The sequence below is a fragment of the Devosia sp. ZW T5_3 genome (assembly GCF_044987315.1).
Classification (GTDB): domain Bacteria; phylum Pseudomonadota; class Alphaproteobacteria; order Rhizobiales; family Devosiaceae; genus Devosia.
Window position 1 is genome coordinate 20637 of sequence record NZ_JBJDRE010000008.1, and the last position, 22446, is coordinate 43082.

The 22446-nt window shown below is 63.2% G+C and carries 27 protein-coding genes; 14 read left to right on the forward strand and 13 right to left on the reverse strand.

The annotated features are described in order from the left end of the window. Positions 1-3: 3 nt before the first annotated feature. The 3 genes from ACI3KW_RS11430 (at position 4) to ACI3KW_RS11440 (ending at position 1213) form a co-directional block, all read left to right on the forward strand. Positions 4-297 (forward strand): YciI family protein, encoded by a 294-nt coding sequence (locus ACI3KW_RS11430; protein ID WP_404848175.1) that lies wholly within the window; start codon positions 4-6, stop codon positions 295-297. 4 nt (positions 298-301) lie between these two features. Beyond that, complete coding sequence (locus tag ACI3KW_RS11435; RefSeq protein WP_404848176.1) at positions 302-736, forward strand: EVE domain-containing protein; 435 nt, start codon at positions 302-304, stop codon at positions 734-736. Positions 737-808: 72 nt separating this feature from the next. Then, positions 809-1213 (forward strand): DUF1761 domain-containing protein, encoded by a 405-nt coding sequence (locus ACI3KW_RS11440; RefSeq protein ID WP_404848177.1) that lies wholly within the window; start codon positions 809-811, stop codon positions 1211-1213. Between the two features lie 9 nt (positions 1214-1222). On the opposite strand, the gene ACI3KW_RS11445 is transcribed toward ACI3KW_RS11440, so the two are convergent. The 4 genes from ACI3KW_RS11445 to dapF form a co-directional block, all read right to left on the reverse strand. Further along, positions 1223-1873, reverse strand: coding sequence for a septation protein A (locus tag ACI3KW_RS11445; protein WP_404848178.1), 651 nt, complete (start codon positions 1871-1873; stop codon positions 1223-1225). Positions 1874-1979: 106 nt separating this feature from the next. Beyond that, positions 1980-3233, reverse strand: a complete 1254-nt coding sequence (gene ftsY, locus ACI3KW_RS11450; protein ID WP_404848179.1) for a signal recognition particle-docking protein FtsY — start codon at positions 3231-3233, stop codon at positions 1980-1982. 34 nt (positions 3234-3267) lie between these two features. Next, positions 3268-4533, reverse strand: a complete 1266-nt coding sequence (gene mtaB, locus ACI3KW_RS11455; RefSeq protein WP_404848180.1) for a tRNA (N(6)-L-threonylcarbamoyladenosine(37)-C(2))-methylthiotransferase MtaB — start codon at positions 4531-4533, stop codon at positions 3268-3270. Then, the gene (gene dapF, locus ACI3KW_RS11460) at positions 4533-5423 is read right to left on the reverse strand and encodes a diaminopimelate epimerase (protein WP_404848181.1); all 891 of its coding nucleotides are present in this window, start codon (positions 5421-5423) and stop codon (positions 4533-4535) included. Before dapF ends, mtaB begins: the two co-directional genes overlap by 1 nt. 96 nt (positions 5424-5519) lie before the next feature. On the opposite strand from dapF, the gene ACI3KW_RS11465 reads away from it, so the two are divergent. The 4 genes from ACI3KW_RS11465 (at position 5520) to ACI3KW_RS11480 (ending at position 8716) form a co-directional block, all read left to right on the forward strand. Beyond that, a complete protein-coding gene (locus tag ACI3KW_RS11465; protein ID WP_404848182.1) occupies positions 5520-6065 on the forward strand; it encodes a class I SAM-dependent methyltransferase in 546 nt (181 codons plus the stop codon). Between the two features lie 321 nt (positions 6066-6386). Continuing rightward, positions 6387-7973 carry a signal recognition particle protein gene (gene ffh, locus ACI3KW_RS11470; protein WP_404848183.1) on the forward strand — a complete coding sequence of 529 codons (1587 nt, stop codon included), beginning with the start codon at positions 6387-6389 and terminating at the stop codon, positions 7971-7973. Positions 7974-8003: 30 nt separating this feature from the next. After that, complete coding sequence (gene rpsP / locus ACI3KW_RS11475) at positions 8004-8405, forward strand: 30S ribosomal protein S16 (protein WP_035099051.1); 402 nt, start codon at positions 8004-8006, stop codon at positions 8403-8405. A 68-nt stretch (positions 8406-8473) separates the two neighbouring features. Then, positions 8474-8716: a hypothetical protein gene (locus ACI3KW_RS11480; protein WP_404848184.1), complete on the forward strand. Its 243-nt coding sequence runs from the start codon at positions 8474-8476 to the stop codon at positions 8714-8716. A 152-nt stretch (positions 8717-8868) separates the two neighbouring features. Here ACI3KW_RS11480 and leuB read toward each other — a convergent pair whose 3' ends face one another. Beyond that, entirely contained in the window at positions 8869-9969 is a 1101-nt protein-coding gene (gene leuB, locus ACI3KW_RS11485) for a 3-isopropylmalate dehydrogenase (RefSeq protein ID WP_404848185.1), read from the reverse strand. Between the two features lie 154 nt (positions 9970-10123). Then, complete coding sequence (locus tag ACI3KW_RS11490; RefSeq protein ID WP_404848186.1) at positions 10124-11389, reverse strand: Glu/Leu/Phe/Val dehydrogenase; 1266 nt, start codon at positions 11387-11389, stop codon at positions 10124-10126. A 152-nt stretch (positions 11390-11541) separates the two neighbouring features. On the opposite strand from ACI3KW_RS11490, the gene ACI3KW_RS11495 reads away from it, so the two are divergent. Beyond that, positions 11542-11961, forward strand: a complete 420-nt coding sequence (locus ACI3KW_RS11495) for a hypothetical protein (RefSeq protein ID WP_262171050.1) — start codon at positions 11542-11544, stop codon at positions 11959-11961. Here ACI3KW_RS11495 and ACI3KW_RS11500 read toward each other — a convergent pair whose 3' ends face one another. From ACI3KW_RS11500 to argC, 5 genes are all read right to left on the reverse strand, one after another. Next, a complete protein-coding gene (locus ACI3KW_RS11500) occupies positions 11962-12648 on the reverse strand; it encodes a type II CAAX prenyl endopeptidase Rce1 family protein (RefSeq protein WP_404848187.1) in 687 nt (228 codons plus the stop codon). 15 nt (positions 12649-12663) lie between these two features. Further along, positions 12664-13053, reverse strand: a complete 390-nt coding sequence (locus ACI3KW_RS11505; RefSeq protein WP_404848188.1) for a RidA family protein — start codon at positions 13051-13053, stop codon at positions 12664-12666. Between the two features lie 5 nt (positions 13054-13058). Next, on the reverse strand, positions 13059-13487 hold the full coding sequence (locus ACI3KW_RS11510; protein ID WP_404848189.1) for a GNAT family N-acetyltransferase: 429 nt from the start codon (positions 13485-13487) through the stop codon (positions 13059-13061). A 3-nt stretch (positions 13488-13490) separates the two neighbouring features. Then, positions 13491-14096, reverse strand: a complete 606-nt coding sequence (gene leuD, locus ACI3KW_RS11515; RefSeq protein WP_113123450.1) for a 3-isopropylmalate dehydratase small subunit — start codon at positions 14094-14096, stop codon at positions 13491-13493. A gap of 138 nt (positions 14097-14234) precedes the next feature. After that, positions 14235-15188, reverse strand: a complete 954-nt coding sequence (argC, locus tag ACI3KW_RS11520) for an N-acetyl-gamma-glutamyl-phosphate reductase (RefSeq protein WP_404848190.1) — start codon at positions 15186-15188, stop codon at positions 14235-14237. A gap of 130 nt (positions 15189-15318) precedes the next feature. Between argC and deoD the strand changes: the two genes are divergently transcribed. From deoD to ACI3KW_RS11545, 5 genes are all read left to right on the forward strand, one after another. Then, on the forward strand, positions 15319-16029 hold the full coding sequence (gene deoD, locus ACI3KW_RS11525) for a purine-nucleoside phosphorylase (protein ID WP_404848191.1): 711 nt from the start codon (positions 15319-15321) through the stop codon (positions 16027-16029). Between the two features lie 8 nt (positions 16030-16037). Then, a complete protein-coding gene (locus tag ACI3KW_RS11530; RefSeq protein ID WP_404848192.1) occupies positions 16038-16655 on the forward strand; it encodes a hypothetical protein in 618 nt (205 codons plus the stop codon). A 112-nt stretch (positions 16656-16767) separates the two neighbouring features. After that, on the forward strand, positions 16768-18120 hold the full coding sequence (locus tag ACI3KW_RS11535; RefSeq protein ID WP_404848193.1) for a hypothetical protein: 1353 nt from the start codon (positions 16768-16770) through the stop codon (positions 18118-18120). Beyond that, positions 18117-18923: a hypothetical protein gene (locus ACI3KW_RS11540; protein ID WP_404848194.1), complete on the forward strand. Its 807-nt coding sequence runs from the start codon at positions 18117-18119 to the stop codon at positions 18921-18923. Before ACI3KW_RS11535 ends, ACI3KW_RS11540 begins: the two co-directional genes overlap by 4 nt. A 78-nt stretch (positions 18924-19001) precedes the next feature. Then, positions 19002-19286: a hypothetical protein gene (locus tag ACI3KW_RS11545; RefSeq protein WP_113124152.1), complete on the forward strand. Its 285-nt coding sequence runs from the start codon at positions 19002-19004 to the stop codon at positions 19284-19286. A gap of 6 nt (positions 19287-19292) precedes the next feature. Here the strand turns inward: ACI3KW_RS11545 and ACI3KW_RS11550 are convergent, their stop codons facing one another. Continuing rightward, positions 19293-20495: a GGDEF domain-containing protein gene (locus tag ACI3KW_RS11550; RefSeq protein WP_404848195.1), complete on the reverse strand. Its 1203-nt coding sequence runs from the start codon at positions 20493-20495 to the stop codon at positions 19293-19295. Between the two features lie 138 nt (positions 20496-20633). Beyond that, entirely contained in the window at positions 20634-21641 is a 1008-nt protein-coding gene (locus ACI3KW_RS11555) for an LLM class flavin-dependent oxidoreductase (protein ID WP_404848196.1), read from the reverse strand. Between the two features lie 175 nt (positions 21642-21816). Between ACI3KW_RS11555 and ACI3KW_RS11560 the strand changes: the two genes are divergently transcribed. Further along, positions 21817-22371: a fasciclin domain-containing protein gene (locus ACI3KW_RS11560; protein WP_113120018.1), complete on the forward strand. Its 555-nt coding sequence runs from the start codon at positions 21817-21819 to the stop codon at positions 22369-22371. The last annotated feature ends 75 nt before the right edge of the window (positions 22372-22446 follow it).

The window sequence follows — 22446 nt, forward strand, 5'->3', positions numbered from 1 at the left end:
TCGATGCTTTTTGCCATGATCGCCAAGGACAAGCCGGGTAGTGGCGAGCAGCGCACCGCCGTGCGCCCAGTGCATCTGGACCACCTCAACAGCCTGGGCGACAAGCTGGTGCTGGCCGGCGCGCTGCTGAGCGAGGCCGGGACGCCCGAAGGCTCGCTGATGGTCATCGAGGCTGAAACCATCGAGGATGCGACGGCCAGCTTCATGGCCGATCCCTTTATTGATGCCGGCATTTTTGGCAGCTACGAAATCAAGCCCTGGCGGCTGGCGATCAACAACATGACCAAGAAGGACTGATGCAATGGCCTATTGGTTGATGAAGTCCGAGCCCGATGTCTTCTCCTTCGATGACATGATGGCCAAGACCAAGCGCGGCGAGCCCGAGCAATGGCACGGCGTGCGCAATTACACGGCGCGCAACAATATGCGGGCCATGGCGCTGGGCGACCTGGCGTTTTTCTACCATTCCAATATCGGCAAGGAGATCGTGGGCATCATCAAGGTGATCGCGCTCGCCCATCCCGACAGCACGGCCGACCTCAATGACAAGGGTCAGGTCGTCTGGGAATGCGTTGATGTGGAAGCGGTCAAGCCCCTGCCCAAGCCGGTGACGCTAGCCACCGTCAAAGCCACACCGGAGCTGGCAAACCTCGAACTGGTCAAGCTCTCCCGCCTGTCGGTCTCCAAGGTCAGCGACGCCGAGTGGGACTTTATCTGCAAGATGGGCGGGCTCTGATCCCCGCTTTCAGCGCGACCTGAGCGGCGCTAATCTCTCCCGGCGCAAACCGCGCTTTCGGGGGAGATCGCTATGTCGCATTTTGCCGTCAATTGGCTGGCCGTCATTGTCGCTACCATTGTCAGCTTCGGCTTCGGCGCCGGCTGGTACACGCTGCTGTCCAAGCCATGGCTCGCTGGCATCGGCAAGAAGGTCGAGGACATGAAGCAGGGCGATTATACGCCCTTCATCTGGTCGGCCATTGTGTTGTTCGTCATGGCCTATTTCATCGCTTTGCTCACTCCGGCGCTGACCGGGGCGATTAATGTGGGCAATGGCTTGCTCGTCGGCGCCCATATGTGGGTGGGCTTTGTCCTCACCGCGATGATCCTCAACCATCGCTACGAAGGCCGGCCGTGGAGTCTCACCGCAATCAATGGCGGCTATCTCTTGGCCGTGTTGCTGATCGACGGGTTGGTGATCGGGCTTTTTGGTTAGGCGCCGGTCCTAGCTCTCGACCACGATGGGCGGGACATGCTTGGGCTCCTCCGTGGCGGCGTATTTGCTCAGCAGCGACACCTGGCTGATCGAGAAAATCACGGTCAGCGGCATGGTGGCCCAGACCTTGAAGGCGACCCAGAGGTCTGTTGCGGCCTTTGGGTCATTGGGGAAATAGGCATTGCCGCCGCGCCAGACCACCTCGTTGAGAATGGCCAGCACAAAGAAGAAAATGCCCCAATTGAGCGTCAGCTTGCTCCAGCCCTCGGGGCGCAGCTTATAGACGTCGCCAAACACATATTTCAGCAGCGAATGGCCGAACAGCAATCCGCCCAGCAGCACCGCGCCAAACAGCGAATTGGTGATGGTCGGCTTGATCTTGATGAAGGTGTCGTCCTGCAGCCACAGCGTCAGCCCGCCAAACACCAGCACGACCGCGCCGGTCACCAGCGGCATGATGGCGATCTTTTTGAGGATCGCCCAGGTCAGCACCAGCGACACCACCATCGCGCCCATGAACCAGGCCGTGGCGACGAAGATATCGGCTCGCGCATTGGCGATGAAGAAGACGATCAGCGGACCGAGTTCCAGTCCCATCTTGATGAGTTGGGGACGCAGCTCGTCCCAATTGACCTCAGCTTCGGCGGTTTTTTCGGTCATGCGGTTTTCGGTTCTTCAAGTTCGGCACTGCCGCAATGTGGGCGCAGGCGCGTAATGATGCAAGCAGGCGCTTAGCCTGCCAGCGTGGTAAGATTGCGGCCAAGCCTCACTCGCGGCCGGCAATGGCGCGGGCAAAATCGGCGGCGGCGAAGGGTTCAAGGTCATCCACGCCCTCGCCAACGCCGATGAAATGCACCGGCAGACCGAACTTTTGGGCGATGGCCACGAGAATGCCGCCGCGCGCCGTGCCGTCCAGCTTGGTCATCACCAGCCCGGTGACACCGGCCCGCTGGCCAAAGACTTCGGCCTGCCGCATGGCGTTCTGGCCGGTGGTGGCGTCCAGCGTCAAAAGCGTGGCGTGGGGCGCGGACGGGTCGACCTTCTTGATCACGCGGATGACTTTTTCGAGCTCGTTCATCAGCTCGTCGCGGTTCTGCAACCGGCCGGCCGTGTCGATGATCAAAATATCGCGACCTTCGGCCTGCGCCTGGGTCATGGCATCGAAGGCGAGGCCCGAAGCATCCGAGCCGGCCGGCCGGGCGATCACCGGCGCGCCGGTGCGCTGACCCCAGATCTGCAATTGCTCGATAGCGGCGGCGCGGAACGTATCGCCGGCCGCCAGCATGACCGACTTGCCCTCGGCGGCGAATTTCTGCGCCAGCTTGCCGATCGTCGTGGTCTTGCCCGAACCATTGACCCCGATCATCAGGATGACGAAGGGCTTTTGGCCGGGATCGATCACCAGTGGGCGAGCGACGGGCCCCAGCACCTTTTCCACCTCGGCAGCCAGCACGGCGCGCACATCTTCGCCGGTGACATCCTTGTCGAAGCGGTCGCGGCGCAGCGTTTCGGTAATGGCCGTGGCCGTTTCCATGCCCAGATCGGCCTGGATCAGCACATCTTCCAGCTCATCCAGCGTCGCCGCATCGAGCTTGCGCTTGGTGAAGACCGAAGTGATCGAGCCGCTGAGCTGATCGGAGGAGCGCTTAAGGCCGGACGCGAGGCGCGCGAACCAACCCTGCACTGGTGCCTGGGGCACGACAGGCGGCGGCGCCACCACGATATCGCGCTCGGCACGGGCCGTTTCCTCGACAGCGTCAAGATAGTCGGGCGTCGTCTCGGGCGGGCCGGGCGGCGGGATTTCCTCGGGTTGCGGTGCCGGCACAGGTTCTGGTTCCGGCGCGGGGACCGGCGGCACCGGTTCGGCCGGTGTGGGCACGGGATCGATTGGCGGCGGGACTTCCTGCGGCGGTTCGACCGGAAGCTCCTGCGGCTGTGGCGGCGGCACGGGTTGCGGCGCCGGCTGGCTGATCTCGCCACCGAACAATCGCTTGAAAAATCCCGGCTTCTTGTCGGTCATGCATTCGCCTTTAAGGTCATTCGTCGCGGCGAGATTACGCCGCCTCGCGCAGGGCTTCGCCCACCAGGCCATCGGCGGCCGTGGCAGTGATGCGAACGGCCAGCAGCTCGCCCGGTTGCGCTCCGGGCACGGCGACCGGCACGAATTGTTCGGTGCGGCCCAGCCCATCGCGCTCGATCAGCACATTTTCGATTCCGCCGACGCGGCTGGCGCAAAGCTTGGCGAACTGCGCCTCGCCCTCGGCCCGCAGCACGGCAGCGCGATCACGCGCCACCCGCTTGTTGACCTGCGGCATGCGGGCGGCGGGAGTGCCTTCGCGCGGCGAATAGGGGAAGACATGGAGATATGTCAGGTCCGCCTCACTGACGATGCGGCGGGTATTTTCGAACATTTCATCGGTTTCGGTGGGGAAGCCGGCAATGATATCGGCGCCGAACACCATTTCAGGGCGCAAAGAACGCAGCTTGCCGACGATGGCCAGCGCGTCGTCGCGGGAATGGCGGCGCTTCATGCGCTTTAAAATCATGTCGTCGCCCGATTGCAGCGACAAATGCAGATGCGGCATCAGCCTGATATCGCTGGCAATTGCGTCATACAGCGCCTCATCCGCCTCGATGGAATCGATCGAGGAAATGCGCAGGCGCGGCAGGTCCGGCACGTGGCGCAGGATGGCTTGGGTCAGCTTGCCCAAGGTCGGCGTGCCCGGCAGATCGGGGCCATAGGAGGTGATATCCACCCCGGTCAGCACCACTTCGCCATAGCCATTGGCGACGAGTTTTTTGACCTGATCGACCACCATGCCCATCGGCACCGAGCGCGAGGGCCCGCGGCCAAACGGGATAATGCAGAACGTACAGCGATGATCGCAGCCATTTTGCACCTGCACGAAGGCCCGCGCGCGGCCATCCATGCCCTCGATCAGGTGGCCGGCGGTTTCCCGCACGCTCATAATGTCGTTGACCTGCACCTTGTCGTTCAGCGGCAGGCCGAACACCATGGGCTGGTAGCTTGCCGCTTTCATCTTGTCATTATTGCCGATGACCAGATCGACTTCCGCCATATCGCCAAAGCTGCGCGCCTCGGTCTGGGCGGCGCAGCCGGTGACGATGATGCGGGCGTCCGGGTTGTCGCGACGGGCCTTGCGCACGGCCTGCTTGGCCTGGCGCACGGCTTCGGCCGTCACCGCGCAGGTGTTGATGATGATGGCATTGTCCAGCCCCGCCTTTTCGGCTTCGGCCTTCATCACCTCGGCTTCATAGGCATTGAGCCGGCAGCCAAATGTCAGCGTCTCGACGGCCATCAGGCCGCTTCCTCGGCGCGGGTCCAGCCCCCGGTGGCGGGGTCGAGCATGCCCACCCATTCGCGCTCGGCCGGGCCGGTCAGCACGACATGATCGTCAGCGCGCCATTCCACCACCAGATCGCCGCCGGGGAGAGTGACGGTTGCCTTGCGGGCAGTGCGGCGGGTGCGGGCGCCATTGACCACGGCGGCACAGGCGGCAGTGCCGCAGGCTTGCGTGAGGCCGGCGCCGCGTTCCCAGGTGCGCAGGATGATGCGGTCGGGCGTCAGCACCTGCGCGATGGAGATATTGGCCCGCTCGGGGAAGATCGGATGATTTTCCAGCATCGGCCCGAACCGGTCCAAGGCATAGTTCCACACATCGTCATGCACCCAGAATGTGGCATGCGGATTGCCCATGGAGGCGACCGATGGCGAATGCAGCACCGGCGCATCGATCGGCCCGATCTGCAGCTCGATCTGACGGGTATCGGCGAATTCTTCAGCCAGGGGAATGTCGTACCAGGCGAGCTTTGGCGTGCCCATATCGACGGTGATCATGCCGTCCGCATGCTCTTCCCCGAACAGCAGGCCCGCCACCGTTTCGAACATGAAGGTCTTCTGGCCGCTTTCCGAAGCCAAAAACTGCACGACGCAGCGCATGCCATTGCCGCAGGCCTGGGCAAGGCTGCCATCGGAATTGATGATCTCGATATAATGGGCAGTACCGGGCGTCCTGGGATCATGGATGGCCATGATCTGGTCAAACTTGGTGCCGGCGGTGGCATTAATGGCGACAGCGGCAGCAGGCGTCACCCGATCGGCGCGGCCGCGCATATCGGCCACGATGATCTGGTTGCCCAGCCCGTTCATCTTGAGAAACGGCACGCCGTTCACTTTTGCCTCGCCCATGGGAAGTTCATATCGGCTCTATATGGCGGAAGTGCCGCAAAATTGCCAGTGCTCGTGTCGGCTTGACCCAGGGCCTGGTGCGCCGCAAACTGGGCCATGCCCATTGCATCCCGCCATAGTGCGGCGGTCGCCGCCCTTGATCCGCATGGGTCGCAGGTCGTGCTTGAGGCCGGCTGCGGTCATGGCGTCGCCGTGCGGCTATTGCTGGAGCAGCCCAGGGTGAGCCGGGTCGTTGCGCTCGATCGATCGCCCAAGATGGTCGCAGCCGTGGCTGCAAGCGCGCCGGGTGCGGTGGCAGAGGGACGGCTGATTGTGCGGGCCGAGGCGCTGGAAGCGGCCGATTTCGCTGGCGAGCGGTTTGACGCGATCATTGCGATCAATCTCGATTTCAATCTCCGGCTGGGGGATAGCTGGCCCGGGCTGCTCAAGGGTCTGTTAAAGCCCGCTGGCCTTGTGGTGCTGGCTTTCGAGCCGCCGCCGGGCAGCGGCAAAGGGGCGGGATTTGCCTGCCTGTCGCGGCAACGCCTGGAGGCGGCAGGTTTTGCGGTGAGCGTCGAGCAGGCGGCGGGAAATGTTACGCTCGTGCTGGCCCGGCTGGCCGAGAAGGCTGCTTTCCTTGACTCGGCGCCGGCTTTCCCCTAAAGCCAGCCCATTCATCAGGCTTTGCTCCTGACCAGCCGACCGGGACCCCTTGTGGTATAAACCGATCCCGGAGGCCACCATCCGCCAGCGCGTTGCGCCCGCGGGTGAGTTTGGCGTTTGGACTGATGGATACCATATGGCTCATTGGACGAGCGAAGCGAGGGTTGAGAGTGTCGACGAAGTCGTGAATTGGTCCAGTGGACCAATTCAAACGACAACGCGATCATTCGCCGCCCCCGCGGAGGGCCAGCGAAGCCGCCAGCGCGATTTAGCGCGTCGGTGGCGTAGCGGTGCGGCCCGTGAGCGAAAAGGGAATAAAATATGTTCGAGAGCCTTTCCGACCGGCTTGGCAAAATCTTTGATGGGCTTCGTGGCCGCGGCGCGCTGAATGAAGCCGACGTCGATGTAGCCCTGCGCGAAATTCGCCGCGCGCTGATCGAGGCCGACGTGTCGCTCGAAGTGGTCCGCGCCTTTGTCGAACAGGTCAGGGACCGTGCGGTGGGCGTGGAAGTCACCCGTTCGGTGACGCCGGGCCAGCAAGTGGTCAAGATCGTCCATGACGAGCTGGTCGCCGTATTGGGCGAGACCGCTATTGCGATCGATCTCAATGCTCCCGCGCCCGTCACCTTGCTGATGGTGGGCCTGCAGGGCTCGGGCAAGACCACGACGACGGCCAAGATCGCCAAGCGCCTCAAGGATCGCCAGAAGAAAAAGGTGCTGCTGGCTTCGCTCGATACAAGACGTCCGGCGGCCATGGAGCAGCTGCGCGTGCTGGGCGAACAGGTGGGCGTGGATACGCTCCCCATCGTCACCAGCGAAACTCCGGTCCAGATTGCCCGCCGCGCCGAGCGCGAAGGCCGCCTGGGCGGCTATGACGTGCTCATTCTGGATACGGCGGGTCGCACCCATATCGATGAAGAGCTGATGGCCGAAACGGCCGAGATCAAGACGATCGCCAAGCCGCATGAAATCCTGCTGGTCGTCGATGCCCTCACGGGGCAGGACGCGATAAATGTGGCGCGCAGCTTCGATAGCCGGCTCGATGTGACCGGTATCGTTCTGACCCGCGTCGACGGCGATGGCCGTGGCGGCGCGGCGCTCTCGATGCGGGCAGCGACCGGCAAGCCGATCAAGCTGATCGGCGTCGGCGAAAAGATGGATGGGCTGGAGGATTTCCATCCCTCCCGCATTGCCGACCGCATCCTCGGGATGGGCGACATCGTTTCGCTGGTCGAAAAGGCCGCCGAGCATGTGTCGGCCGAAGACGCCCAGAAGATGGCCAAGAAGCTCAAAAAGGGCTCCTTTGACCTCGACGATCTGCGCGGCCAGCTGATCCAGATGAAAAAGATGGGCGGCATGGGTGGCCTCATGGGCCTGATGCCGGGCGCCGGCCAGATCAAGAAGGCGATGGCCAATTCCAATATCGATGAGAAGGTGTTCGATCGCCAGATCGCCATCATCAATTCGATGACCAAGAAGGAACGGGCCGAGCCCGACCTGCTCAATGCGTCTCGCCGCAAGCGCATTGCCGCCGGCGCCGGTGTCGAGGTCAGCGAAATCAACAAGCTGGCCAAGCAACACCGCCAGATGGCCGATATGATGAAAAAGGTCAGTAAGGGCGGCATGGGCGCGCTTGGTGGCATGTTCGGCGGCAAGATGGGTGGCATGCTTGGCGGCATGCCGGACATTTCCAAAATGGACCCGGCCCAGCTCGAACAAATGGCCCGTCAGGCCGGTATCGATCCCAAGCAATTACAGGGCCTGCCTTCGGCCCAGCCGCAGATCGCCCAGAAACTCCCCAGCGATGTCGGCGCGCTGCTCAAATCCGGCTCCGGCCTTCCGGGCTTGCCCGGTCTCGGCGGGCCTCCCCGTTTCCCCGGCCTTCCCGGCCTGGGCAAGAAGAAATAACTCGATTAGCTAACCTCAAGGAAAACCAGAATGTCCCTCAAGATCCGTCTCGCCCGTGGTGGCACCAAGAAGCGTCCTTTCTACCACATCGTGATTGCCGATGCCCGTTCGCCCCGCGATGGCCGCTTCATCGAAAAGATCGGCACGTTCAATCCGCTGCTGGCCAAGGACAATGAAGGCCGCGTCGTGCTCAATGCCGAACGCGCAACCCATTGGGTTGGCGTTGGCGCCCAGCCGACCGACCGCGTGCTGCGTTTCCTCGACGCTGCCGGCGTTGCCAAGCGCGATGCCCGCAACAACCCGAACAAGGCCAAGCCCGGCGAGAAGGCCGTTGCCCGCGCCGACGAGAAGGCCGCCAAGGCCGCTGCTATCGAAGAAGCCAAGAACGCCCCCAAGGAAGCTCCGGCCGCTGAAGAAGCTGCCGCCGAGTAATTTGGCTGGTTTGAACAAGAAAGCCCCGGTGTATTACACACACCGGGGCTTTTTGTTTGGGGGCGACGATGTCCAGGCTTGGTTGGCCAACATTGATCAGCGTGGCTGCTGGCATGGTTGCTGTTGGCTGGTTATCGCAAATCGTGTTGCGGAACGGCACGCATGCCGTCTACTGCCCGGCAGCAACGAAATTCTGGATATTTGCCTGCCTGCCAACACTGCAGGCGATTGGCGTGGCCACGGCCCTGACTGCCGTAGTGGCCATCTGCGTCTTTCCGGTGGCGTGGGTACTGAGCAGGTTTCGCCGCTAATATGGCGGGATCGTGCCACACCCTCCATGCGGCACCTCCCCCTCGACGGGGGAGGATGGGAGGGGGTGTATGAGCCCCGATGTTCCGGGCTCTCGCCCCCCACCCTCACCCTCCCCGCAAGGGGGAGGGTGTCGACTGATAGTTTTGGGTCTTTAAGCCTTGAGCTTCGCCAAAACCGCCGCGCCCATTTCTTCGGTCCCAACGGTCTTGCGGTTGTCCTGGGCGATATCGCCCGTCCGCAACCCGTCGCTGAGTACGGCGGAGATGGCGTTCTCGATCTTGGTGGCCAGCTCGATCATGCCGAAGCTGTAGCGCAGGGCCATGGCGACCGAGGCGATCATGGCGATCGGGTTGGCAATGCCCTTGCCGGCAATGTCGGGGGCCGAGCCGTGTACGGGCTCGTAGAAGGCCTTGCGCTTGCCGGTGACCGGATCGGGCGCGCCGAGCGAAGCCGAAGGCAGCATGCCGAGCGAGCCGGTGAGCATGGCGGCAACGTCGGACAGAATGTCGCCAAACAGGTTGTCGGTGACCATGACGTCGAATTGCTTAGGGTTGCGCACCAGCTGCATGGCGGCGTTATCGGCCAGGATGTGGTGCAGCTCGATGTCGGAATAATCCTTGGCCACGCCCTTGACCACTTCGTCCCATAGCACGCCGGACTTCATGACGTTTTTCTTGTCGGCCGAGTGGACCTTACCCGAACGGGTGCGGGCCAGATCGAAGGCGACGCGGGCGATACGGTCGATTTCATAGGTCTCGTAGACCTGGGTGTCCACGGCGCGCTTCTGACCCTCGCCGAGGTCGGTAATGGTCTTGGGCTCGCCGAAATAAACGCCGCCGGTCAGTTCGCGCACGATCAGGATATCGAGGCCCTCCACCAGTTCGCGCTTGAGCGAGGAGGCATCGGCCAAAGCCGGGTAGCAGATGGCGGGGCGCAGATTGGCAAATACCGCCATTTCCTTGCGCAGGCGCAGCAGGGCCGCTTCAGGACGGTGCTCATAGGGGACATTGTCCCATTTCGGCCCGCCCACGGCACCAAAGATCACCGCATCGGCGGCCAGCGCCTTTTGCGTATCTTCGTCGGTGATGGCCACCTGATGCTGGTCATAGGCCGCGCCGCCGGCAAGACCGCTATCGGTCGAGAAATCGGTGAGCTGCTCTTGGTTGGTCCAGGCGATCAGCTTTTCGACCTCGACCATGATTTCGGTGCCGATGCCGTCGCCCGGCAACAGAAATAGGGAATGGGTGGCCAAAATATGCTCCTCGCCGTACTGGTGGTTACGCTTGGGCTGACATAGAGGTATTTTGCAGTTCTGTGCAAGAGCGCGCGGGATGAGATCGGTTCGCTGGCAAAGGAAAAGCCGGCCCTTGCGAGGCCGGCTTGCTGCCGATCGGCGATTGGATGGTTTAGCCGGCAAAGAAGGGCTGGGTGCCGTGCGCCTCGATGGCGGTCGATAGCCGGCCCAGGGCGTGGATATAGGCGGCGGCGCGGACCGAGACGGAACGGTCCTTGGCAATATCCCAGACGGCGCGGCCTTCGCGCTCCATCATCTTCTTGAGCCGGGCGTGGATTTCCTCGAGGTCCCAATAGAAGCCCTGGCGGTTCTGCACCCATTCGAAATAGGAGACGGTGACGCCCCCGGCATTGGCCAGGATATCGGGCAGCACGATCACGCCGCGTTCGCTCAGGATCTTGTCGGCCTCGGCGGTCACCGGGCCATTGGCCAGTTCGAGCACGACCCGGGCCTTGACGGTGGCGGCATTGGCTTGGGTGATCATTTCCTCGAGCGCGGCGGGTACCAGCAGGTCGGCCTCGACACCGATCAATTCGTCCGCCGGGATTATGGTCGCGCCCAGTTCGGCGGCCAGCTCGGTCACCCGCCGTCCCGCCGTCTTGCCGGCGATGAGACGGGTCACGTCCAGCCCGCCGGGGCGGTAGATGGCGCCGGTCGAATCCGAGACGGCGACAATGCGATGGCCATCGGCGGCGGCCAGCTGGGCATAGAACTGCCCGGCATTGCCGAAGCCCTGGATGGCGACGGTGTGGGAGCCCGCAAGGCCCAGCTCCTCTGCCAGGTGGCGCACCAGATAGAAGCCGCCGCGGGCGGTGGCGTCATTGCGGCCGAGCGAGCCGCCCAAAGCGATGGGTTTGCCGGTGATGACGGCGGGCGTGACGCTACCGGTGATCTGGTTATATTCGTCGGCCATCCAGCCCATGATCATGGCATTGGTATAGACGTCGGGCGCCGGGATATCGCGATCAGGGCCCACCGTGGTGGCAAAGGCCTGCATATAGGCGCGGGAGAGGCGCTCCAGCTCAGTCTTGGAAAGGGTGTGCGGATCGACCCGCACGGCGCCCTTGCCCCCGCCATAGGGCAGGTTCATCACCGCGCATTTGAAGGTCATCCAGAAGGCGAGGGTCTCGACTTCCTCGATCGTGGATTCGGGGTGAAAACGGATGCCGCCCTTGGTGGGGCCGCGGGTATCGTCATAGCGGCAACGCCACGCGAGGAAGGATTTGCGTGAGCCGTCATCCATGCGGATCAGCAGGCGCGTCTTGGTGGTCTCGCGCGGATATTTGAGTTTTTCGATGACATCCTGATCGATCTGAAGGTGGCTCGCGGCCTCTTCGAGGCGGACAAGGGCGCGATCAAGCAGGCTGTCGTCGGTCATTGGAAATACCCTTTTGGATCAAAAATTGTGCATGCTGCTGCACAAAGCGGCAAAATACCTGCCACACTCCGGCAGGTAGGGCAATAAAGCTGACCGAAATTGCGTAGTGTTTATTCGCAATGCCTATTGACGGGGCATTGGCGCGGCATAGAGTGACAATAGACGATTTTCCCTCCGAGCCCGCTGCCGTGCTGCCCTCCGCGCCCCTGCCTGATATTCTGATCAATTCCGACGACTACAATCGCGTGTTGCTGCTGGCCGAACGGGTCAGTGCGCACATGCCCTATGTGTCGGCCTATCTGGAGCGCGAGCTGAGCCGGGCGGAATTGTGCCAGCCCTGGGATCCGGCCGGGGTCTCCATGGGCCAGCGGGTGCGGTTCGCGCTGGATGACGAACCCTTCCAGCGGCTGGGGCGGCTGACCTACCCGCGCAATGTGGTGCCACGCAAGGGCGATGTGCCCATTCTGGGCGCGGTGGGCGCGGCGCTGATCGGCATGCATCGCAATTCCAGCATCGAATGGCTCGATGACGGCCGCCTGCGGACGCTGACCGTGCTCGATTACGGCTGGTAATCAGACGAAGCCGCTGCGGTCAAACAATACCCAGAAGGTGGCGATATTGGTGAGGGCGTGGGCCAGGCCCACCCAGAACACCGAGCCCGTGCGCCAGGCGACCCAGTTCCACAACAGGCCCAGCACGGCCGCGCCGGCGACGAGGCCCACGCCACCGCCATCAAAGATCACGCCATGGCTGAGGGTGAGCGGAATATGCCAGGCGGTAAACAGCAGCCAGCCCAGCCAGAAGCCGAGCCTGGGCCGGTCGGCAAAACGGGCCATGAAGCCGCCGCGCCAGGCGGTTTCCTCGAGCGGGCCATTGATGATGGCAACCAGGGCCGCCAGCATGAGGCCGGGCGTGGTGAGCAGCGACGTATTGGGAGCTAAAGCCAGGGCGGCGATGGCCACGACCTGGACCAGCAGCAAAGCCGGCACGAACCAGTCGCGCCGCGAGAGCTTTTCCGAGAACAGACGCGGGCTGCGCGTCCCCGCCAAAGCATGGATGGCGATGACCGGCGCGCAGAAGCCGATCCAGTACAGGGCAAACACCACGAGATAGCCCGTAGTGCCCAGCGCGCTGGTCAGGATAGGCACCAGCGCCAATAGCACAGCGATCAGCCCCAGTGCGTGCAGCACAAGGGCGAGCTGGGCTCCGGTCAACATGGTGCGAGGTATGGCGCCCTGGGGGTTGGATACGCTCGCCATGTCTGTGCCTTGTCCCTAGCTGTTGGCTGCCCCGATGCGGGCGGTGACTTCGATCTCGATCTTCATGCCCGCTTCGATCATCTGCACGATCAGCATGGAGGCGGCCGGGCGGATATCCTTGAACACCGGGCCAACGGCCTTGACCACGGCATCCACATCATTCCGATCGCCCACATAATAGACGACGCGCACCGTATCCGCCAGCGAGGAGCCGGCCTCTTTCAACGCCTTGTCGATGGTGGCCAGGGCATTAGCCGCCTGCTGGCCGACATCGTCAGGCATGGTCATGGTGGCATAGTCATAGCCCGTCGTGCCCGAGACATAGACAGTGTCTTCGTGCCGCACAGCGCGGGAATAGCCAAAGGTAGCCTCGAACGGGGAGCCGGTGGAAACGCGCTGAACCATGAAAATCAACCCAAGAGTTTGCTGAGGAAATACCGGCTGGAGCCGGGAGGGTGGTCGGCGATTTCACCGAAGACAGTGAAACCCAGTTTTTCGTAGAAGCCGCGGGCCTGGAACTCGAAGGTATCGAGCCGGATGCCGACAAGGCCATGTTCGCGCGCGATGCGTTCGGCCTCGGCCATCAACTGGCGGCCGACGCCTTGCCCACGCAGCCGTTCGGGCACGAAGAGCAATTCGATGAACATCCAGCCCAGCCCGAACCGGGCCGTCAGCCCACCATCGGTAGCGCCGGTCTGCGGGTGCTTGAGCAGCAGGCCGAAATTGCCGGAGGCACCGGTAAAACCCGCCGTCTGGCGATCGTTGAAGGCGATGAGGCCTTCAACCACCGCAGCGCGGCTTTCGGGGCTCAGCTCGGCCTCGTAGACGATATCCGCCACTGACTAGAGCCAGGGGCGGTCGGACGCCATCTTGGTTTCGAATGTGGTGATGGACGGGTCGGACTTGAGCGTGCCGGCGATATCGTCCAGCCCCTCGAGCAGGATCTGCTTGCGGGAGGGGTCGATATCGAAATGCAGCGTGCCGCCATCGGGGCCCTTGATGGTCTGGGCTTCCAGATCAATGGTCAGGGTGGCGTTGGAGCCGCGCTCGGCATCGTCGAGCAGCAGCTTGAGCTGGTCGGGCGTGACCACCAGCGGCAGGATGCCGTTCTTGAAGCAGTTATTGTAGAAAATATCGGCAAAGCTGGTCGAGATGACGCAGCGGATGCCATAATCGAGCAGCGCCCAGGGGGCGTGTTCGCGGCTCGAGCCGCAGCCGAAATTGTCGCCGGCCACGATGATGCTGGCACCGCGATAGGCCGGTTTGTTGAGCACGAAATCCGGGTTTTCCGTGCCGTCCTCATTATAGCGCATCTCGGAGAACAGGGCGGTGCCCAGCCCGGTGCGCTTGATGGTTTTGAGGTACTGCTTGGGGATGATCATATCGGTATCGATATTGATGATCGGCAGCGGCGCCGCGACCCCGGTCAGAGTGATGAACTTGTCCATGACGGAAAACCTCGCTTTGGGGCGGTTCATCGCGCAAAAGCGGGCATTTGGTCAAGTCGGGATTGGGGGAAAGCGTTCGGTTCGCCCTGCGGGAGCCGTTTCCCTCCCCCAGAAGGGGAGGGTGCCGACTGATAGTGCCTAAGCCGCGAGGCTTTCCCTGGCGCTGACGCCCAACATCAGGTTGAGGTTCTGCACGGCCGCGCCCGAGGCGCCCTTGCCCAGATTGTCATAGACGGCGACGAGCACGGCCTGGGCGCGGGCATCATTGGCAAAAACATGCAGCGTCATCGTATTGGTGTCGTTATGCACCTGCGGGTCGAGCGCCGGGGTCTTGCCCAGCGCCGGATCATAGGGCGCAACACTGACGAAGCTGTCCTTGATATCAGCGAAATGGTCGGCGATGGCGGCGTGGATATCCTTGCCGCTCGGCACTTTGGCGAGCTGGCCCAGCTGCAGCGGCACGAACGTGGTCATGCCCTGGGCAAAGTCGCCGACATTGGGCACAAACAGCGGCGCGCCGGAAAGACCGGTATATTTGGTCATTTCGGGCACATGCTTGTGGTTGAAGGTCAGCCCATAGGGCATGAACTGGCTGGCCGCTTCCCCCTCGGCTTCATATTCGGCAATCATCTGCTTGCCGCCGCCGGTATAGCCGGAAATGCCGTTATAGCTGACGGGGAAATCGACCGGTAGCAGGCCCGCGGCGAGCAGAGGCCGCACATTGGCGATCAACCCCTGCGGCCAGCAGCCGGGATTGGCGACAAAGCGCGCATTGGCGATTTTTTCCGACTGATCCCGATCCATTTCGGCAAAGCCATAGGCCCAATCGGGATTGACGCGATAGGCGGTCGAGGCGTCGATTACCCTGGTGGTGTCATTCTCGATCAGGCTGACGCTTTCCTTGGCCGCATCGTCGGGCAGGCACAGGATGGCGACGTCGGCTGCGTTGAGCAGGCGCTTGCGCTCGTCCAAATCCTTGCGCTTGTCGGCGGCAATGGAGATCACTTCCAGATCGCGCCGGCCGGCCAGGCGTTCGCGAATCTGCAGACCCGTGGTTCCAGCTTCCCCGTCGATGAAAATCTTGGCGGCCATGGCAGCGCTCCATATTCTTGGCCCAGCGTAAATGGACCTGACGCGTGACGGGGTCAAGACGCTATAGACCCGGCTCTTGCCGTTGCTGGCGCCGGGTGGCAATGCTTGGACCAAGACCAAGGGAGCCAAAATGACCCCACATAATCATGCCAAGCCAGGTGACTATGCCGAAGCGGTATTGCTGCCGGGCGATCCGCTGCGCGCCAAATGGATTGCCGAGACGTTTTTCGAGGCGCCCAAACTGGTCAATTCGGTGCGCAATTGCTTGGGCTATACCGGCACTTGGAAGGGCAAGCCGGTTTCGGTACAGGCCACCGGCATGGGCCAGCCATCGCTGTCGATCTATGTGCATGAGCTGATCAATGTCTATGGCGCCAAGACCCTGCTGCGGGTGGGCACCTGTGGCGGGCTCAATGCGAAGGTCAAGGTGCGCGACCTGATCCTGGCGCAGGCGGCGAGCACCGACAGCGCCATCGTCAAGGACCGGTTCGGAGCGTTCAATTTCGCCCCCATCGCCGATTTCGGACTGCTGCGCGCGGCGGCGGAAAAGGCCGAGGCGGCGGGCATGCGCTTTCATGCCGGCAATATGTTGAGCTCGGATATTTTCTATCACGCCGACGGCTTTGCCGGTTATGGCGCGCTGCCTGAGCATGGCGTCATCGGCGTCGAGATGGAGGCGGCGGCGCTGTACACATTGGCGGCGCGGTTTGGCGTCAAGGCACTGACCATCTGCACCATGACCGATTGCCTGATCACCAAGGAGGAGATCAATGCCGAGGAGCGGCAGACCTCGCTCAAGGACATGGTGACGCTGGCGCTCGACGTGGCGATCGAGGCCTGACGATGGGCATGGCGGATCGCTTGGCGGGAGCACTGGACAGGCGCGACGAGGCGCCCAATGTCGCGTTGGCCGAGGAGCTTGTCGCCCGCGAGGACAGAGCCGGCATTGCCGATGTGGTGGCTTTGGTGCGCTCGGGCACCAGCCGGCAGCGCAATGACGGCATGAAAGTGCTGTATGAGATCGGCGCGCGGCGACCCGATCTGGTCGGCGGTTATTGCCCGGTCTTTCTCGAGGCGCTGGCCAGTTCGAACAATAAGCAGGTCTGGGGCGCCATGGCAGCGCTGGACAGCGTTGCCGAACAGCGGGCCGATACGCTGGTGGCCGAATTGCCGCGCATCATGGCGGCGGCCGACAAGGGCTCGGTGATCGCCAAGGACCGCTGCACCTCGATCCTGGTCAAACTGGCGCGGGCCGGTTATGCGCAAAAGGCCGTGCCGCTGCTGGTAGAGCGGCTCAAGAATGCCGCGCCCAACCAGTTTCCCGCCTATGCCGAGGAAACGGCAAGCGTGATGACGCCCGAGCAAAAGCCCGGCTTTCTGGCGGTACTGACCGAGCGCATCAAAGGCATCGCGCAGAAATCGAAGCGCGACCGGGTGGAGCAGGTGCTGCGGAAACTGAACGGGTAGGGCCAAGCATATGGCATCACGCGCTCGTCATTAACCCTCGTAAAATCCGCCACCGTTCCGCCGGGATCGCTGTGTTAACCTCCGCTTAAGACCGTGAGGGGCCCGACCGCCAATGCAGCTCAAGCCGAATGCCTATCGCCTCAGCGAGACCGTCAAGGGCGTCGAGACGATGACCCGTTTTGCGCTGGCGGTGCTGGCGCTGGCTTCGGGCGTCTATACCTATCTGGGGGTGCGGGGGATTCTGGATGGCTCGGCGAGCTTCGTGTTCTTTGCCGCCATTATCTATTCGGTCGCCGTATCGGTGGCGATCTATGCGTTCTGGAGCTTCATGCTGCGCTTCGTGCCGCTGGTAACCAATGGAGTGCAGCGGCTGGGGCTGTTCGTCACCATGGCGGTGGGCTGCGCCATGATCATCGCCATGTCGAGCTGGCTCAATGCGGCGGCGCTTGCCGGGTCGGCTGCCACCGAGCAGCATATGGCGGTGACGCTGCAGGGCTATGCCGAAGATCTCGATCAGGCTCATTCCAATGCGCTGGCCGCTCAATCGCTGCTGCCCGACGTGCAGCGGGCGGCCGAACGCTTTTCGGGCCTCGCTGCCGATGAGCGGGAATCGGGCGCCCTGACCGGCACGACCGGTTCGGGCAGCGTCGTGCAATTGCTGACCCAGATGGGCACGCAGATGAACCAGCTGGCGGCGACCATTACCGGCTCGCGCGATCAGGTGGCGACCCAGTTCGAACAGGGTTCGGCGCGGCTGGCCACCATGCGCGAACTGGTCTCGACCCCCGGCGCCATCGAGCCGCGGGCCGATAGCTTCCAGACCGAGGCGGTGCAGCTCTCGGCCATTATCGCTTCCCTGCAGCAGACCGGAGTAGCTGCATCGGTCAAGCGCGCTTCGGCCGATCTCTCCGCCGGGTTCATTGCGCCGGTGGCCAATGGGCAATCGGCCGACCTTGCCAATCGGCAGGATCAGGTGATGGAGACGGTGCGCGTCTCCGTCGCGGCACAATCGGCGGCACTGACCGCAGCGGCCGACGAGATTTTGGCGGCGCCGGCGGTGGAACAGCGCCGCTTCGTGCCGCTGTCCAGCGCCGAGGCGGTGATCCGCTATTGGCAGGATTTCATCCCGTCCTGGGCCGGCGCGATTTCCATCGATCTTTTGCCCGTCGTGCTGGTGCTGGTGCTGATGATCGTCAATGACGCCATGCGGCGGGAGTCCGAAAGCCTGGAAGAGGCGGAAAATATTACCGCCGCCGAAATGCTGCGGGCCATGAATTTGTACCGGCGCATGGAAGCGGCCGGGATCGTGCCCGAGCCGGTGCGGAGCGAGCCCCCGGCCGTGGAGCCCGAGGCTATGCCGGAGCCGGTCGAGGAACCAGCGGCGGCGCAGATGGACGACGACACTACGGTCACCCCCATCGATGCGGCGCAGCGCAAGCGCACCGATGGGCCGCGCCCGGCATGAAGACCGCGGCCAATGCCCGCCCCGAGACTGACGAAGGCCCCTTCTATCGGGGAGCGATCCGCTGGCTGGCCGGGCTTGAGGACGGGGCGATCCTGCGGGTGGCATTCTTTGGCCTGCTGATCGGCACCGCCTCCGTGCTCTATGTGGATTTTCGCGAGCTGACGGCGAGCGAAAGCGCGGGCCTGGCGCAGCCCGGCCATCCCATCCTGCCGCCCTCCAATCCGGCCCTGCCGCAGGGTCCGATGCCCAATGTCACCACGGCCCCCGAAGTGCTCGACCAGCCGCTCGAAATCGCGCTGGGCAATGGCGGGCAATTGCGCCTGACCGGCACGATCGATCCGGGCGCCGGCGAGCGTTTTGCCGCCGAGATTGCGGCGCGGGGCGAGTATGTGCAGACTGTGCTTCTCGATTCGCCCGGAGGGTCGGTCGTGGATGCGCTGGCGATAGGCGATCTGATCCATGAGAAGGGGCTGGCGACCGAAGTCGCGGCCGGATCGCTCTGCGCCTCATCCTGCCCCATTATCTTTGCCTCGGGTGCCGAGCGGATTGCCAGCCCGGACGCCGCCATTGGCGTACACCAGATCTATGCCTCGGCCATGAGCGGCGATCCGCTGCGCGCGGCCGGCGTAGCCATGGCCGATGCGCAGAGCATAACGGCCGATATCCTTGCACATCTGACCAAATCCGGCGTTGATCCGGCCATGTGGCTGCATGCCTTGCAGACCCCGCCGGACCAGCTGTACTATTTTTCTGCCGAGGAGCTGACGGCACTCAAGATCGTCACAAACCTTGCGCAGAATTAACCTGCCATAACGGAACCGGTGGAGGACCGGAACCGTTGCGGAACAAGGGCTTAAATTAGCGGACGGGAGGCCGCGACCATGACCCATATTCACACTCTGACGCGCCATCGGGATATCCAGAACTGGGTGAGCGACCGGCATGGCATTCCGGCCATTGCCCGGGTGCGCAACCGGTTCGGGGAGGAAAGCGCCCAACTCAAGCTCAGCTTCGAGCGGCCCCAGCGCAAGAACCGCGCCAGCCAGGATGACGGCATGAGCCCCTGCTCATGGACGGCATGGCTGGCCGAACTCGACCGCCAGCAATTGGCGCTCAAGGTCGATCTGGCGGCCGACGATTTCGAGCTGGTGGACCGCCGCCAGTAAAACAGCTCAGCTGCCGGCCTGCCCGCTTAGGCGCGGGTCGGCAGTATCGACCGGCTCGCTGCTCACCGCATGGACGCGATCGCGGCCGGCCTTCTTGGCGGCGTAAAGCGCTGCGTCGGCACGGTGGACCAGATCGTGCAGGCCATCGCCCGCCTGCATTTGCGTCACGCCGAAACTGGCGCTGAGCGGACGATTGGCGCCCAGCTCGCTCCCCGATAGCGCGGCAAACGCGTGGCGCACACCTTCGGCATAGAGCCGGCCCGAGGCTAGATTGGCGCCGGGCAAAAGAATGGCGAATTCTTCCCCGCCATGCCGCCCCAGCACCATGCGGGCATCGGCACTATTGGCCAATAGCCCGGCAAAGGCCGCGATCACCCGGTCGCCGGCATCGTGGCCAAAGGTGTCGTTGACGTCCTTGAAATGATCCAGGTCCGCCAGCACCAGCGCCGAAGGAATGCGCGCCCGGGTGGCGTTTTGCAGCGCCCGTTCGGCCCGCTCTTCAAAGCCGCGCCGATTGAGCAGGCCGGACAGCTTGTCGGTTTCCGAGCGCAGGGTGATTTCGGCCATCACCTCGCGCACATTGACCAGCAGCATCAGCACGCCATTGGACACCAGCAGGAACGCGGTCAGCATCTGCGACCAGGCGCCATAAAGGCTGTGCAGGTAATTTTCCAGACTGGCATCGCCCAGGCCCATAGCCAGGTAGGGCTTGGCGACGAATTGCAACCCGCTGACCAGCAGGAACACGATCAGCAGCACATCGAGCGCCCCGCGGCGCGGCGCCCGGAACACCACGATTGCCGCCAGGATATGGGCGAAGAAATAGGGTAATTGGTAGATCATGGCGCGGCCAAGCGTGGCGGTGGCCGGCTCGTTGATCAGGATGATATTGGCGAGCAGGGAGCCGCCGCCCAATAGTGCGAGCCAAATCCAGGGCACGGCCACCGCATAATGGCGGGCAAGCCCGACAACGCAGACGAGAAAAGCCGAGAGCGCTACCGCAAAGACGGTGATGCCGAGCAGGCGCGGATCATCCTGCCCGGGCAAGATATATTCGAGGATGGAATTGAGGATGCCCAGGGCATAGGCCAGCGCCAGCCAGCGCGCGCCGATAGCGCTGCTATAGCGCCACGCTACGGCACCAAAGGCCGCGGCGAACAATCCCGCGACGAAGATATTGATGGCGAGGACGAAACCGGCGGCACCCATGTTCGCAACTCTGGTCTAGCCGGACACGGCCCCGGCGTCCCCAATCGGCAGATATGCCGAAATGGGCCAATGAACGCTCCCCGTCCATTGATCCCAATGATTATCGGCCAATTCTATCGTGGTGGGCAGAACGAGAGGTTAACGCGGCACCAGCCCAAAGGCCTCGGCGATCAGCTGATACGAGCGGCGGCGCAGCTCATAGCTGTGCACGGTCGTCGTGATGATCACCTCATCGGCCCCCGAGCTCTCGGCCTTTTCAGCGATCGTATCCCGCACCGTTTCGGGTGAGCCGACGATCCAGAGCGTCGATTGATGATCGATGACGCTTTGCTGCTGGCTGGTCAGCACGCGGGCATGGGCGTCTTCCGGGCTCATCAGGCGGCGCTGCTCGCCGGTGGTGAACAGCGCCCATTGCACGGCCTGGGAATAGGAGAGGTATTGCGCCTCTTCATCGGTTGGTGCGCAGACCACCGAAACGCCCAGAATGGTGCGGGGCTCGGGCATGGCCTCGCTGGGCTTGAAGCCATAGCGATAGGCTTCAAAGGCCGGGCCGGCCGGGGTGTGGCTGAAATGGGCGGCAAAGGCATAGCCCATGCCCAATTGACCCGCCGCCTGGGCGCTGGCGCCGGACGAGCCCAGCAACCAGAGCGGGGGCAGGCGAATGCCGCCGGGCGCCACCGGAACGCGCGAAAAGGGATGATCGGAGGGGAAATTGTCTTCGTCAAACGCCATCATCTCGGCGAGATAGGCGGAAAATTCTTCGCCGCCGCCGCTGCGCAAGGCGCGCATGGCATAGCCATCGCCGCCGGGTGCTCGCCCCAGGCCCAGATCGACACGGCCGGGGTGCAGGGCTTCGAGCGTGCGGAAGGCCTCGGCAATGCGGAGCGGGGCATGGTTGAGCAGCATGACGCCGCCCGAGCCGACGCGGATATTTTTGGTATGGGCAGCAGCGCTCGATATCAGGATTTCGGGGGAGGACGATGCGATGGACGCCATGCCGTGATGCTCGGCATACCAGAGCCTTGTGTAGCCAAGCGCGTCGCCCAGCTGCGCCAGCTTAATGGTTTCGGCCAGGGCGTCAGGCGTCGAGGTGCCTTCGGCAATGGGGGCGAGATCGAGGATCGAGAGGGCAAGGGGCTTGGACATGGGGTGGTAATCGGTCTTTCAAAGGCGCAATGGAGGGCTTCTATCGTCTGATTACGATGAAAGATAGGCTCTGCATCGCCTTGGTTCCACCCCGCCTTGGTTGATCGGCGAAACTTTTTGCGCCGGGCGGCCGTAGCTCTCCCCTGACCGACAAGCGTCAACAAGGGATTTCATCATGAACAGCAAACTGCTCAAGGCCGTTTTCGTGGCCGCCGCTCTGCTCAGCTCCACCGCCGCATTCGCGCAAAGCAATCCGCGCGTTGGCGGCGCGCCGATGTTCGCGACCAAGAACATCGTCGAGAATGCCGTGAACTCCAAGGACCACACCACGCTCGTCGCCGCCGTCAAGGCTGCGGGCCTCGTCGATGTACTGTCCAGCGCCGGCCCGTTCACCGTGTTCGCTCCGGTCAACGCCGCCTTTGCCGCCCTGCCGGCCGGGACGGTCGATACCCTGCTCAAGCCTGAGAACAAGGCCATGCTGGTCAAGATCCTGACCGCCCATGTCATTGCCGGCAAATATTCGCTGGCAGACCTGCGGGCCAAGGCTGAAGCCAGCCCCGGCGGCTTCCTGCTCAAGACGGTTTCGGGCGACAATCTGCAATTCACCAAGCTTGGCGACGTGCTCTATGTGGTGGATGAAAACGGCGATGCCGCCAAGATTTCCATTGCCGACGTCAACCAGTCCAATGGCGTGATCCATGTGGTCAACAAGGTGCTGCTGCCCAAGTAAGCAGGCGCTTCGTAGCGTGATTTTTCGGGGGCCGCCACGCCGGGCGGCCCCCGTTTTTATGCGTGTCAGGCGTTG